Origin of the sequence: Shewanella profunda (assembly GCF_023283765.1) — a bacterium.
Classification (GTDB): Bacteria; Pseudomonadota; Gammaproteobacteria; order Enterobacterales; family Shewanellaceae; genus Shewanella; species Shewanella profunda.
In genome coordinates this window covers 84,593-98,155 of sequence record NZ_JAKILG010000013.1, presented here as the reverse complement: position 1 = coordinate 98,155, position 13,563 = coordinate 84,593, and the positions used below count along the sequence as shown (strand labels likewise).

Annotated in this window: 13 protein-coding genes and 1 pseudogene; 1 reads left to right on the top strand and 13 read right to left on the bottom strand. The window is 44.0% G+C overall.

What is annotated here, in order from left to right:
• Positions 1–222 precede the first annotated feature (222 nt).
• From L2744_RS08945 to L2744_RS08885, 13 genes and pseudogenes are all read right to left on the bottom strand, one after another.
• Entirely contained in the window at positions 223–486 is a 264-nt protein-coding gene (locus tag L2744_RS08945) for a DUF2897 family protein (RefSeq protein ID WP_248991587.1), read from the bottom strand.
• A 35-nt stretch (positions 487–521) separates the two neighbouring features.
• Positions 522–1,259 carry an 8-amino-3,8-dideoxy-manno-octulosonate cytidylyltransferase KdsB gene (gene kdsB / locus L2744_RS08940; protein WP_248991586.1) on the bottom strand — a complete coding sequence of 246 codons (738 nt, stop codon included), beginning with the start codon at positions 1,257–1,259 and terminating at the stop codon, positions 522–524.
• A gap of 218 nt (positions 1,260–1,477) precedes the next feature.
• On the bottom strand, positions 1,478–2,095 hold the full coding sequence (gene can, locus L2744_RS08935; RefSeq protein ID WP_011789212.1) for a carbonate dehydratase: 618 nt from the start codon (positions 2,093–2,095) through the stop codon (positions 1,478–1,480).
• A 130-nt stretch (positions 2,096–2,225) separates the two neighbouring features.
• Positions 2,226–3,055: pseudogene (locus L2744_RS08930) on the bottom strand (alpha/beta fold hydrolase).
• Positions 3,056–3,112: 57 nt separating this feature from the next.
• Positions 3,113–3,826, bottom strand: coding sequence for a M15 family metallopeptidase (locus L2744_RS08925; protein WP_248991585.1), 714 nt, complete (start codon positions 3,824–3,826; stop codon positions 3,113–3,115).
• Positions 3,820–4,959 (bottom strand): succinyl-diaminopimelate desuccinylase, encoded by a 1,140-nt coding sequence (gene dapE / locus L2744_RS08920; RefSeq protein ID WP_248991584.1) that lies wholly within the window; start codon positions 4,957–4,959, stop codon positions 3,820–3,822. The genes L2744_RS08925 and dapE overlap by 7 nt, the downstream gene beginning before the upstream one ends.
• Positions 4,956–5,300 carry an arsenate reductase gene (locus L2744_RS08915; RefSeq protein ID WP_248991583.1) on the bottom strand — a complete coding sequence of 115 codons (345 nt, stop codon included), beginning with the start codon at positions 5,298–5,300 and terminating at the stop codon, positions 4,956–4,958. Before L2744_RS08915 ends, dapE begins: the two co-directional genes overlap by 4 nt.
• Positions 5,301–5,416: 116 nt before the next feature.
• Positions 5,417–7,285 (bottom strand): methyl-accepting chemotaxis protein, encoded by a 1,869-nt coding sequence (locus L2744_RS08910; protein ID WP_248991582.1) that lies wholly within the window; start codon positions 7,283–7,285, stop codon positions 5,417–5,419.
• 388 nt (positions 7,286–7,673) lie between these two features.
• A complete protein-coding gene (gene crr, locus L2744_RS08905) occupies positions 7,674–8,183 on the bottom strand; it encodes a PTS glucose transporter subunit IIA (RefSeq protein WP_248991581.1) in 510 nt (169 codons plus the stop codon).
• A gap of 73 nt (positions 8,184–8,256) precedes the next feature.
• On the bottom strand, positions 8,257–9,960 hold the full coding sequence (gene ptsP, locus L2744_RS08900; RefSeq protein ID WP_248991580.1) for a phosphoenolpyruvate--protein phosphotransferase: 1,704 nt from the start codon (positions 9,958–9,960) through the stop codon (positions 8,257–8,259).
• A gap of 42 nt (positions 9,961–10,002) precedes the next feature.
• Positions 10,003–10,260, bottom strand: a complete 258-nt coding sequence (locus tag L2744_RS08895) for an HPr family phosphocarrier protein (protein ID WP_248991579.1) — start codon at positions 10,258–10,260, stop codon at positions 10,003–10,005.
• Positions 10,261–10,282: 22 nt separating this feature from the next.
• Positions 10,283–10,678 carry an ACT domain-containing protein gene (locus L2744_RS08890; protein ID WP_248991578.1) on the bottom strand — a complete coding sequence of 132 codons (396 nt, stop codon included), beginning with the start codon at positions 10,676–10,678 and terminating at the stop codon, positions 10,283–10,285.
• Positions 10,679–10,815: 137 nt separating this feature from the next.
• Positions 10,816–12,453, bottom strand: coding sequence for a methyl-accepting chemotaxis protein (locus tag L2744_RS08885; protein WP_248991577.1), 1,638 nt, complete (start codon positions 12,451–12,453; stop codon positions 10,816–10,818).
• Positions 12,454–12,811: 358 nt separating this feature from the next.
• Between L2744_RS08885 and L2744_RS08880 the strand changes: the two genes are divergently transcribed.
• Positions 12,812–13,534 (top strand): DUF3334 family protein, encoded by a 723-nt coding sequence (locus tag L2744_RS08880; RefSeq protein ID WP_248991576.1) that lies wholly within the window; start codon positions 12,812–12,814, stop codon positions 13,532–13,534.
• Positions 13,535–13,563 lie beyond the last annotated feature (29 nt).

Sequence of the window (13,563 nt, the reverse complement as noted above, 5' to 3'; positions counted from 1 at the left end):
CCGAGCATCACCTAAACTGGCATGTTGGAAGAGATGTTGGGCCCATTGTGCTGGGTTGGAAATAAAATTCATAGCGTGCGCCTAAAGTTGTTTTGTAGATCAGATCAACAACATCAGCGCGAGTTCAAAAAAATCCCCCGAATTTATCGGGGGATTTGTGTATAAGAGACAGGCATTTAGCGCCTTTTGAATATCCATAAAATAAAACCTAGCAGATAGATATTACTCTTTGTGGTCAGTTTTACTGGGCTCTGGAGGAGTCTCTGTTACAGATGTTTGCTGTAATGGTTTTTCATTATCTGCTTCGGTAGGCGCTTTGTTAGGATCCGCAGCAGAAGCGTTTGCTCCCGTCTTTAGCTGCTTATCTTTATCATGCTGACCAAATTGCGGTAGCTTGAACTTAGCACTGTATTTTAGTGCTGCCAGATTGCTGGCGATAACACCTATGACCAAAATAATAATGATCCAGACTTCTAAGGTCGACATATAGAGCTCCTACTTTGGCATATCTATTTTCAGGATTAATCTGCCGCTAAACGTTGCTCACATTTGTGGATATCTTCTGGTCTATCGACTTCAAGAGAATTAGAGGCGCTGATGGCGATTTTGATCTTATGACCATGTTCTAAAGCACGTAATTGCTCGAGTTTTTCCAGATCTTCAAGGCGGCCTAATGGCAGTGCGGCGAAGGTTTGTACGAATTTACTCGTATAGGCGTAAATCCCTAAGTGCTTAAAAACGGGATAATTTTGGCTGTCGCGGCCAAATGGAATACGCGAGCGGGAGAAATACAAGGCATAGTAGTTGTTATCAAATACCATCTTCACTTGCATAGGGTCATCAATGTCGGCTTTGTTAACGATTTCATAGCCTAGGGTGGCCATTTCAAACTCACCCGGTTGACGCTCGAATAGGTTGATCAGTTGCTCGATAGCGTTGGGATCAATCAGGGGTTGATCGCCCTGTACGTTGATCACTAAATCGTCATCTTTTAATCCCAGCAGCTTGATCGCTTCATTGATACGATCTGTGCCCGATGCGGCATCAGGGCTGGTCATGACCACTTTGCCGCCAAATCCTTCAACGGTCGCTTTGATGCGTTCGTCATCGGTTGCAACGTAAATATTAGTGAGACCTTTTGCTAACGATGCGCGTTCATACACGTGTTGGATCATTGGCTTACCGTTAATCGGGGCCAGTGGCTTGCCAGGGAAGCGGCTAGAGCCGTAACGCGCTGGGATTAACAGAGTCACATTCATCAAATTATCCTACTTATCAAGGTTATGTGGTGTACAAAGATAAAAGGGCTCGCGACTGAGACCTTTTAGTATGCGCTAGAGTTTAAATGCGGCGGAATAGGGCGGTCAACCTATCGTCAGAGACTTTTTATCCCCAACCTATGCTGTAAATGCTTGCCCATAATCGAACTTTGCTCTTGGGCACTGCAAGCTGCACTATATCGACAACTTAAGATCACTCAGCGGGGATTGGCTAAGCCTTGAGTTCGGTCGACAGTGACATCTAAGTCGGTTAATAAACCATTGTCTATGCCATAAATCCAACCGTGAACGGCAACCTCTTGACCGCGATCCCATGCCTCTTGAACTATGGTTGAACTGGTAACATTGGCGACCTGCTCAATCACGTTCAGCTCGCACAGGCGATCGAAACGTTTGGCTTCATCCATTTGCAGCAGTTCTTCTTGGTAGATACGGTAAATATCCCGTAAATGCCCGAGCCAGTTGTCGATAAGGCCTAGTCGCTGTTGACTCATCGCTGCGCGCACACCACCGCAACCATAGTGACCTACCACCATAATATGCTTTACCTTCAGTACATCGACGGCGTATTGCAGCACAGATAAACAATTGAGATCTGTGTGGATGACCATGTTGGCAATATTACGGTGCACAAAAACTTCGCCGGGCATTAAATCGATGATTTGATTAGAAGGTACGCGGCTATCTGAGCAGCCAATCCACAGGTATTCAGGATTTTGCTGTTTTGCCAATTGTTCAAAAAAATCGGGATTTTCTTGGCGTATGCGTCCAGCCCAACGGCGGTTATTATCAAATAAAGGTTTGAGTAGTTTCATTTTAACCTATTGTTTTATTAACGCATTAACTGTCTTTAATGCTCTAAATCATGCATAAGCGAATTTTCAGCAAGAGTATAACAGTAATTTTATGACGGCTGGTCTATCCAATGCGTTGTTATGACACATCCTAGATAAGATGTTTGAGAAATTGGTTAAGCCGTTGATTAATAAAATCGGCTTGTTCTAGGGTGGAGATATGGCCAGCATTAGGGATATGCACCAGTTCACTGCCATCAATGGCATCGTGCATCAGGTAGCTTTCTAATACACTGCGGGCTTTATCTTCAACACCGACCATGATTAAACAAGGCAGCGTAAATTGCTCCGCAAAATCCATGGTGTCTCGGCGGCCAAAAATCATACGTCCAAGCTGTACTATTGTGGGAATATTTTCTGGGGGTATTGAGGCTAAATATTGCTCAAAACGAGTAACCAGTTCTGGATGCTTGTTGGTGGCATCAGTTGCAAAAAAAAGTGGCGAAATGGCGCTGATAAGCGCAGGGGGAATAATGCCTGCACTCTGGATCATATCCAACATACTATCGTATTTTGCGCGGGTAACTTCTGGCTCAAAACCAATAAAACTGTCGAGCATGACTAAGGCGTTAACCCGTTCTGGCGCTTTGAGGACGAGCTCTGCCCCCACATAGCACCGACTGAAAGTCCGATAACACTAAAGTTATCAATAGCAAGGGTATCCATCAGCATAAGCATATGATCGGCAATATCAAGTAAGCTATTGCAGTTGTCAGGCAGTGCGCCAGATTGTCCGTGTCCCCAGAGCTCAGGTACTATGCAGCGGTAATGGGTACTTAATGTGGTAATCTGTGGCGCCCACATGGCACTATCCCAGAGATAACTGTGCCCTAGGAGTAGGACGGGCCCTGTGCCGATATCGAGATAACTCAGTTGGCGACCTGCGATCATCCTGGTCTGACGGTATAAAGATAAATCCATAAAAACCTACTTAATATTAATGAGCACATAAGCAATAAGGTAAGCGTGGCGCTGTTGCTAGGGTTTTGCGATACGTAGTACGTACTCATCCACTAGCGTGCTTAATCGGGATAGTACGGCATCTTTTAATAGCATATCACTGTTTTTTAACAATATTGCCAGTTCATGGGTATCAAATTGGGGTAATAATAGCTGCGATACGGGGAAATAACTGATATGCCAAGGTTCGGGACTTACAGCACTTTGTCCGCGCTGAAAGGGAAAATAAAAGCCAAAATCATGGGCATTATCTTTTAGCCAACTATGCAGTTTGGCGCAGGGGCCTCCCTCAATATACTCAACCTCAATAAGACGAAGTGCCTTAGCATCAATTTGACTTGCATCGAATACATCGATATCTGTGCCCCAATGATGACGCGATGCGCCGGGTAGCGCCGACCAGAGTAAGATCAAATCGACCAGTTGATTATCAGTTAACCCTTTAATATCAATTTGTTGCTCAAAAGCATCTAATACAACTCGTTTACCACTGGCCTTAGCATTCCATATGGCTAACTGGCGCTCAAAGGGACGATAGGCAGAGCAGATGGCTAAATGAATGCCATCTTGTGCCGCCTTGGCTGCCATGGCTTCGAAGGCAAGGGCTGTATTGGCTTCCAATTGAAACCGCGTTTCTTGACTATGGTAAGGACTGAATATTTCAACTAACGTATTGGGCTCTAAGCCATAGAGCCGTGCGGTTGCGGGTGATATTGTTGATGTGTTTAACACAGTAGTTGTTCCAAAATCACTTCGTAACATAGGGCGAGTTGTTCAAGGTCATCCACTTTTACACACTCATTAACCTTATGAATGGTCGCATTCACTGGACCTAACTCTAAAACTTTAGCCCCCGTTGGCGCAATAAAACGGCCATCGGAGGTGCCGCCAGTGGTTTGTGGTGACGTTTCATAACCTGTCACTTGGTGGATAGCGTATCGGGTGGCATCCAGTAGGGGGCCATCGCCGGTTAAAAATGGCAATCCATTGAATATCCAGCTTATATCGTAATCAAGTTCATAGGTTTTAAGGAGAGTTACAACCCGTTCGATTAGGATTTCAGCGGTCACTTCGGTGGAATAACGGAAGTTAAACATGATATCGAGTGCCCCTGGGATCACATTCGATGCCCCTGTTCCTCCATGGATATTGGCAATTTGAAAACTGGTCGGTGGAAAGAACTCATTACCATTATCCCAATGCATTTGGCTTAACTCCGCTAAGAATGGCGCAGCCTTATGGATAGGATTATCGGCAAGGTGAGGGTAAGCCACATGGCCTTGAATACCTTTGATGGTGAGATTACCAGTGAGACTACCACGACGGCCATTTTTAACGACATCGCCTAGCTTGAGAGTCGATGAAGGTTCACCCACCAGTGCCCAAGTGATTTTCTCATTGCGCGCTTCTAGGGTATCAATCACTCGGGTGGTGCCATTGATAAATGGGCCTTCTTCATCACTGGTGATTAAAAAGGCGATAGAGCCCTGATGATCAGGATATTTTGCCACAAAACGTTCGGTCGCCACGATCATGGCGGCGAGGGAGCCTTTCATATCGGCAGCGCCGCGACCATAGAGATAACCATCGATAATGGTGGGTTCAAATGGAGGGGTGTGCCAACGGCTAATATCCCCAGTGGGTACAACATCCGTGTGACCCGCAAAACAAAAAACTGGACCTTGGGTACCACGGCGTGCCCACATATTAGTGGTGTCTTCAAATACCATAGGTTCAATCATAAATCCGAGGGCACTGAGTCTTTCTGCCATTAATGTTTGACAGCCTTCATCGAGCGGGGTAACTGAAGGGCGGGAGATCAGGGCCTTAGCTAGCTCGGTTACCGGAAAGTTTTCGGCTGTCATAGGGAAAAGACCTTTTTATAGTCTGCTTCATTAAAGCCAATAAGTACTTGCTTGCCAACAACCAGTACGGGACGTTTGACAAGCGTAGGATGGATTAACATTAATTGAATGGCTTTGGCTTGATCAATATTGGTTTTATCCGCCTCATTTAGGGTGCGAAAGCTGGTACTGCGTTTGTTAAATACCGTTTCCCATCCTGCGGTATCGCACCAGAACGTCAGATCTTCCTGGGTTAAGCCATCTTCTCGAAAATCATGGAAACAAACTGGAAGTTGATGATTTTCAATCCATTTACGTGCTTTACGCACTGTATCGCAATTTTTAATACCAAAGAGAGTCAAAACGTTGCTCCAGTGTTGATGCACGCTTGGCGTGCAAGCATTGATTTTGCACGCATTGTGGCATTGTGCGCTTGATGTCACAAGTCGGATGTATTGCCTCCCAAGGGGAGGATGGCTTAAACGATGAATTTATTCAGGATTGCGTCTTGCTCTTTGATATGTTGGGTTTGAGTATCCATAGCCGAATTTGCCCGAATGGCAGTGTCTGAGACTTGGACTGATAAATCTTTGATCCTGATGGTGTTATTGTTTATTTCCTCAGCCACTAAACTTTGTTCTTCGGCCGCAGAGGCTATTTGAAGGTTCATATCGGTGATCTGTAATATCGCTTCACGGATCTTATCTAATGCGGTATTAGCATCTTGGGCGCGGGTAACGGCATCCTTTGCGGTTTCCTTGCTTTGGTGCATAACATCAGCCACGGCACGGGCCCCTAGCTGAAGTTGCTCTATCATATTACGGATTTGCGTCGTTGATTGTTGGGTTTTTTGCGCTAGAGTCCTCACTTCATCGGCTACAACGGCAAAGCCCCGTCCAGAATCTCCCGCCCTTGCGGCTTCAATCGCCGCATTTAAGGCCAGCAAATTTGTTTGATCCGCAATATCGTTAATGACTTTTAGAATAGTCGCAATATTGTCTGTCGCAGCTCCTAGTGTTTTGACTTCGGTTACGGCCATGTCAATCTCAGAGGATAACGCATTGATTGCCTTTGTTGTATCACTAACTACCCGAGTACCCACACTGGTGGCTTCATCTGCCTCTTTAGCTGCTGACGCGGCACCTTGGGCGTTGCGTGCGACATCTGATGAGGTGGTTGCCATTTCATGCATGGCGGTAGCCAGTTGTTCTAGTTCATGTAGCTGCGAGTTCATGGCCTCGGTCGATTGTTGTAATTCTAAGGATGTCATTGCTGCACTCTGGTGAATGAGTTGGCCAATGGATTTAGATTCAATAATCAGTTGTTGTAGATTGGCCGTGAACGTATTGAAACTAATAGCTAAAGATGAGAACTCAGTATCTGTTTTTGTATTCAAACGTTGAGTCAGATCGCCTTCTCCAGAGGCGACATCTTGAATAGCTTCGTTCAAGGTTTGTAATGGGCGCATCAAGGTTGTGATCAGTAGGAGGAGTACTGTAATACTGATAAGTAAAGCGATTACCGTATATAGAATAGAACTATTGCGTAAGTCCGTAACGGCTGCATAGGCAATATCTTCGTCTAAGATAACGCCGACATACCAGTTTTCTCCTGCAACTCTAGAAAAATCTAGGGTGAAATTTTTACCATCAATGTTCACTTTCTGAGGCTCTTCCATCACCTTGATATTGGGTAGATAGTCGGCCATTGGAGTACCATTCCGCTTTTCTTCAGGGTGGGCGATTGTTGTACCATCCTGTGCAACAATAAACACGTATCCAGCGTTGAATAGTTTCACCTCATTGACTAGCTTGGCTAAGCCAACGAGACTGACATCGTAGAAAATAGCACCGATAAATTGACCATTGTCTTTTACGGGAGTTGCGATAGAGACAAGAATCTCACCGGAGACGGAGTCAGGATAGGGCGCTGTGATGATCAATTTATCGGCTTGTTTTGCATCTTTATACCAGGGTCTCGCCCTTGGATCCCATCCTGCGCCGGGGTCCCAACTCGGATTATTATTAGTATTAGTGCCATCTTTTTCATAGCCGAAACCCACGAGCAAAAATGCATTTTTAACGATGGGGCGCGTGATAACAGTGCTAATGTGGCCAGGGGTGAGATCTTGCTCTATCAGGCTAGTGGTATAAGCCGCCAGTTGTTTACGGGCTTCAATTTCCGATGAAACTGTGTTTCTTACTCCGTCAACAATTTCGGTAACACTGGCCTCGACTTGTGCCTGCATTTCCATCTGAATAGAGTAATATTGTTTTATTGTTAGCAACGTTACTGTGACTAAAAGTAACGCAGAGGAGGCGGCTACAATCCTATGACTGAACTTCATCGTTTTTCCTCTTTAATCTTAAAGGGTGCTTTAGATATATAGCCATTTTTGTGTGTCAGGGCCAGCGTAGACATTGATTTTTTTGGTTTTTGCGATGAATGTAACGGAGGATACTTTAACGAGGATAGATGACTCTTTTATTTAATCTAATAGGCCGATTGTGTGATCTTAGCTCAATATGCTTGATAATATATTAGTGCAGCAAATATAAAGGCGAGTGCTAAATGAGCGATCCTAAATTTTCTGGTAGGGATTGCGATAATGGGAGTAAAAAGAGCTGATGTTAGTGTGGGTACTATTTGTTTTGTTGCTGAGTAAATAAGTAACAGGCTTAATAGCTTTAAACTATATCAGCATGTTACTTATTTATTTTTAATTTATCCAACGGCTAAAGCTGGACGGTAAAGATCACATCTTTACCCGCGGTGACGCTTCCCTGAGCTTTATCAAGATATTTAACATCTTCCATATTGGCGAGTACCACTGGGGTAAGCAAACTCTCGACTTGATCCCTAAGATATTCAATATCAAATGCTAAAATCGGATCGCCTGCTTTTACTGTTTGGCCTTCTTCAGCTAATCGTTTAAAACCTTTGCCCCTGAGTTCAACAGTGCCAACCCCAAAATGCACGAATAACTCTAAACCTTGGGGTGACTCTATGCTAAAGGCATGGTTGGTCTCGAAAATCTTGCCAATAGTTCCATCAATTGGGGCAACAATTTGATCACCTTTGGGGGCGATAGCAATACCATCCCCAACAATTTTTTCAGCAAAAACAACATCGGGAACTTTTTCAATGGCGACTATATCGCCACTCACAGGTGCATACACCATGATACCGCCAGCCAAATAGGTTTGTCCCGATACCAATCGTCTTATGCGGCTTAGAAATCCCATAATGTTGAGCCCCTTGTATTCATTTTTGTCATTATTCTTTCGATCCGTGATGCAGCATAACGAATAAATTCCACTATTTATAGCTTGTTATACATTGCTGTAGGGTTGCAATTCTATCTTGTTGTAATGCAGTGTGCGCTAGCGCAGAAAATCGTTCAAAATCCCCTTGGCAGATGGCAGCTTTGACTTCTAACAGGGAGTTTAAATTCACGCTGAGCTCATCGAGCCCCATACCGACCAACAAGGGCACCATCAGAGGTGAACTGGCAAGTTCGCCACAAAGTGATACTTTGACACCTGCTGATTTCGCCTGTGATATGGTCATTTTTATCAGTGCGAGTATCGCAGGGGACAGTGATGGATAGTCCCGTGTGAGTTGTGGATTTGTGCGATCGGCTGCCATGGCATATTGGGTTAAGTCATTGGTGCCAATACTCACAAAATCCAGCTTAGGCAGCATGGCACTCAGATTGAGTACTGCGGCGGGAGTTTCTACCACAATGCCATAGCTCAACTCTCCATAACCTTTTTCTTCTTCCTCTAATGCATCTTGGCATTCGGCAATTAGCTGAAAAATCTGTTCGAGTTCCTCGACTTGATTAACCATAGGAAACATTAATCGAATTGGGCCATGATTTGCGGCGCGAAGAGTGGCCCGCAACTGGGTTTTAAACAGTTCAGGATGAGCCAAAGTGTAACGTACTCCCCGTAACCCTAGTGCGGGATTCTCCTCCACTTCTTGATATAGACAAGGTAATTCTTTATCGGCACCGATATCTAAGGTTCTAATGGTGAAAGTTTTTCCTACTAGAGCATGTAATGCCTCGCAATAGAGGCTGTACTGTGCTTTTTCATCGGGTAAGGTTCTGGCATTCATTAGCATAAATTCGGTGCGAAATAACCCAATACCATCGGCGCCAGCATCGCTCACATGGGTGATATCGTTTAGGTTGCCCACGTTTGCTAATAGACTAATTTGGTGTCCATCCAGGGTTTGTGCGGGGACGTTTTTATAGTCCTCGAGTGCCGCGCGTCGAACCTGTTCATGGTGCAATGTCACAGTAAGTCGAGCTTGCTGCTCTGGAGTGGGCTTGACCCACAATTCGCCATTAAGGGCATCGAGAACCAAGGGCGTGCCGTTAGGAATAAACTCGGCATCAAACTGGCAACTCAAAATAGCGGGTATACCCGCGGCTTTGGCTAAGATTGCGGTATGACTGGTTAACCCGCCAGTTTTGAGGACGATACCGCTGATATGTTCCTTTGGCAGCAAGGCAAACTCAGCAGGGGTGAGATCCTGAGCGAGTAAAATTGTGGGTGCGGTGAGTTTATCTAACCCCTGATCTAAGTGGCCATGGATAGCGGAAACAAGACGTTGACCAAGGCTGCGCACATCCTGCGCCCGATTGGCTAAATAGGGATCGTCAAGGGATTCTAATTCGTTGGCTTGGTGAGCGAATATCCGCTCAACTGCGACGCTCGCAGATAATTGCAGAGTCCTAATCGTATCTTTGACTTGCTCAATGAGTTCTTCATCCTGTAACAGCAATAAATCGGCTTCAATAAGCTGATAATTTTCACATTCGGCGGAAAGTTTGGCTTGGCTGTGGCTAAGTTGTTGTTGTAGTTCCTGTAGTGCCTTGAAAAATTTTGTCTGTTGCTGTGGGATCCTCGCGAGGGGAATAGGCCGATAATCGAGGTAATTTTTGGTGTAGTTAAGGTGTAATGCCTGTCCGAAGGCAATACCCGATGACACTATGATCCCTGTTATCGACATATTGATTCCTACAATTTACGCATAAGTGAGTGCAAAGAGAGTTTAACTTAAGGTAATTAAGAGTGTTGATACTTTTTCGACGGCATCTTGCGCCTCTTCGCCATCGGCAAACACTCTGACTGTGACACCATGATATAGGCCTAATGTTTGCAATTTAAATAAACTTTTAGCACTGGCTTGTTTACCATTGCACTCCACTAAAACATCACAGTTAAAGGTTTTAGCCTCTTTGACGAGTAGGGCGGCAGGGCGAGTGTGAATACCATGTTTGGCGGTAATAGTGACAAATTTTTCGTACATAGCGGATCCACTTTTTATATTTTTACTGTGTTTCTTTTGATTCGATAACTTGATAACCCTTTTTTCTTAGGGCATCAATGGCACTGGTGAGGCGATTTTGTTTCACGAGAATGTAGTCGGTATCGAAGGTAGAAAGGGCAAAAATACTGATTTGTACATCGGCTAACGTACTAGAAACTTTCGATAAAATGCCCGTCATTGAAAAACCTAAAGGTCCAAGTACTTCTAAACAACACCAATGGCTTTCTTGTTCAAGGCTATCTAGTTCAATATCACTGCTGATAACGACCGTAAAACCTTCCTCAGTTTTACTAATAAAATACACAGCTTCGGCGAAGATTTCGCTCGGTAGCTGGGCATTTGGACTAAAACTATGGATAGTATATTGCCGAGTGTGAACGGCTAAAGTCATGCGCATCGGCTGTTCCTCTATTAGATTTCGTTACAGGATACCCTAATATTATTGCCTTGCGTGTTAGGTTTTTTATTTTGAAACATTTTAATTTAAAAAAGGCGCCATTTGGCGCCTTAGTTGCTAAAAGTCATGTAGAGCGATTAGATTTTAAATTGGCCTAGTGTATGGGACATATCCTGGCTAATGTCCTGCAACGATTGTGCTGCGTGGCTGTTGCTTTCGTTTGCCCTGACTGAGACTTCCGTTAACTCTGAGATGTTACAAATATTACGGTTGATCTCTTCTGTGACTAATGACTGTTCTTCCGTAGCGCTGGCAAGCTGAGTGTTCATATCACTAATATGGGCAATCAATTGTAAAATCGCTGCCATCGATTTACCCGCTTCGTGGGCTTGGGCCTGCAGTTCATCGGATTGATGTTGGGTTTGGCTATTACTCTTCATGACTGAGCTAACACCCGATTGGATCTCAGTGATTATTTTCTGAATTTCATTGGTAGAGTCTTGAGTGCGGGTAGCCAGTGCACGGACTTCATCGGCAACGACTGCAAAACCTCGACCATGGCTGCCAGCCCTTGCGGCTTCAATAGCAGCATTGAGTGCAAGTAAATTCGTTTGTTCGGCAATACCGCGGATCACATCAAGAATGCTGCCAATTTGCCCTGAGGCAACACCAAGTTTTTGGGTGATGGCTTCAGAGGCTTTAAGTTCTAAGACCAGTTTTTCAGTGTTGCGCACGGTATTGTCTATCACGACTTGGCTCTGTTGAGCTTGCTCTTTAACGCTATTTGCCGCATCCGCCGCTTGTTGGGTATTGTTCGCCATTTCATGGGTTGTGGAGAGCATTTGATTCACCGCAGTGGCAACACTGCCTGTTTCACGGTGAATATGTTCAGCACTTTGATTCGACTCTTCAACGGCTTGCATTAATTGTTTTGCATCGCTGTCGAGTGAATGACCAAGAGGCTGTAAGTGGCCAATCATATCGCCAATTTTTTGCGCAAAGAGATTAAAAGCTTGGGCTAGGTGGGCAATTTCGTCTTTACCTTTGGTTCCTAAACGTTGGCTTAAATCTCCTTCACCTTGGGCAATATCTTCCAATGCCTCAATGGCATCGTTAAGTGGCGAGGTAATAGAGTGATTTAACACGAGGAAAAAGGCGAAAATGGGGACAGAAATTAAAAACATGATAACCAGATAATCGACAATTACCGATTTAAGGTTTTGTTCTACATCACTAAGATATGCTCCTGTGACGATAGTCCAACCCCATTGTGGGTAATAACGGGCTTCGGCAAGCTTATCTTCAATCACATTAGTGACAGGATTAGTAAATCGGTACTCTAAGGTGGTTTTTGCGTTTTTACGTGCTAACGGCAACATAGTCGCTAATGGATTTGAGCCATCAGCCAGCTTAACATTCATGGCTGAAGTGCCTATTAACGCGGTATTTTCACCATGTGCAACGATTTGATTAGTATCATCTATAACAACAAAATAACCCGCGCCAGCATAACGAATTTGACTCATCAATGCCGCAGCTGCTTTTTTTGCATCTTCTTCAGTGGATTTCCCATTGAGGGCATCTTGGCGATAGGCATCGAGTATACTCAACACACTACCAAGTTGCCCGTCGATCTGTTGCCATTTCTGCTCTATCAAATTGTTGTACTGTAATTTTATCGAGAAGCTTGCGAAGCAAACAGTACCAATTGCAGCCATGATGAGCATTATCATCAGTCGTTGCAATATTGTAAGTTGACGTAAAAATGTGATCATTTGGGTTCCTTAAAGGCACAATATACACAAAAATAGTGTAACCCAATATACATGCGAATCATTGTTAATTGAATCACTTACTACTCAATTTAGTAACAGGTTAATAAGAATCGATGGTTTCTTTGATCTTAAGCAGGATATTTTATCCGACGGTTCTGAAAAGATAGTGTTGAGGGTTTTACTCTTTTTTATGAATGGTCTTGTATTGCTGGTCGTAGGGAAGATTAACATAATATCAATAGGTTACAGAAATGTAACTATTTTATTTGTGCTGAAATAGGCTAATTAGTTGTTTTAATTTTGATTTTTTAGGCTTTTACGCGCAAGATTAATTTATTGTTCAGTTTGAGAATTGATTATGACAACAAACACTATCGTTACTTCGGATGATATTTTACTCAAGCTATGTCATTCGGTGGCCCATGTGTTATCGAGTACAAGTGCCAGCCATGTTAGCCACGCGGGTATGGTACAGAGTATAACTCGGACTCGCCTTAAACCCGATCTTGGGTGTTTTTCTATTTTTGACGGCGGTTTTTCTGGATTAGTGGTGATCAACTTTTCTGCCTCGGCCGCTATTGAGATCTATCGTCGGTATATGTTGAACATGGGGATGCCGGAATCTGAGCTGGCGTTCTCCCACACTTCTGATGAAGTGGGTAATGTGATGGGGGAGCTGATGAATCAAATTCTTGGCGATTTTATTAATAAGATCTCCAAGGAATTGCAAACGTCCATTAGCCAAAGCCAACCTAAAATGTTAACGATTAACAAAGAGTTGACTATTTCGATTGACGCAAACTTGGATGATGCTGTCGCAAGGCGAGTTTCTTTTAAAACAGAAAATAACCATATTTTCTACCTTGAATTTGCTATGGATAAGACGGAGTTTATTAAGTTAGACGAGTTTGAATACGACGAGGAATTTGATCCCGATAGTTTACTCGAGCAACATGGTAATATCGGCGCGAGTAACGATAGTAATGTATCACCTTGGTCAAAAATGAAGGATAAGCCAGCGATAGTCTCGCTAACTACGGACGCTAACGCCGATGATTTACTTGACCAATTAGGTCTTTAATTAGCTAAATACTTGTATAGACGGATGTT

Excerpts from the sequence above, each read along its gene's own strand:
- L2744_RS08945 (WP_248991587.1), bottom strand. The coding sequence starts at position 486 with ATGTCGACCTTAGAAGTCTGGATCATTATTATTTTGGTCATAGGTGTT.
- kdsB (WP_248991586.1), bottom strand. The coding sequence starts at position 1,259 with ATGAATGTGACTCTGTTAATCCCAGCGCGTTACGGCTCTAGCCGCTTC.
- can (WP_011789212.1), bottom strand. The coding sequence starts at position 2,095 with ATGAAACTACTCAAACCTTTATTTGATAATAACCGCCGTTGGGCTGGA.
- dapE (WP_248991584.1), bottom strand. The coding sequence starts at position 4,959 with ATGACAGCCGAAAACTTTCCGGTAACCGAGCTAGCTAAGGCCCTGATC.
- L2744_RS08910 (WP_248991582.1), bottom strand. The coding sequence starts at position 7,285 with ATGAAGTTCAGTCATAGGATTGTAGCCGCCTCCTCTGCGTTACTTTTA.
- crr (WP_248991581.1), bottom strand. The coding sequence starts at position 8,183 with ATGGGATTTCTAAGCCGCATAAGACGATTGGTATCGGGACAAACCTAT.
- ptsP (WP_248991580.1), bottom strand. The coding sequence starts at position 9,960 with ATGTCGATAACAGGGATCATAGTGTCATCGGGTATTGCCTTCGGACAG.
- L2744_RS08895 (WP_248991579.1), bottom strand. The coding sequence starts at position 10,260 with ATGTACGAAAAATTTGTCACTATTACCGCCAAACATGGTATTCACACT.
- L2744_RS08890 (WP_248991578.1), bottom strand. The coding sequence starts at position 10,678 with ATGCGCATGACTTTAGCCGTTCACACTCGGCAATATACTATCCATAGT.
- L2744_RS08885 (WP_248991577.1), bottom strand. The coding sequence starts at position 12,453 with ATGATCACATTTTTACGTCAACTTACAATATTGCAACGACTGATGATA.
- L2744_RS08880 (WP_248991576.1), top strand. The coding sequence starts at position 12,812 with ATGACAACAAACACTATCGTTACTTCGGATGATATTTTACTCAAGCTA.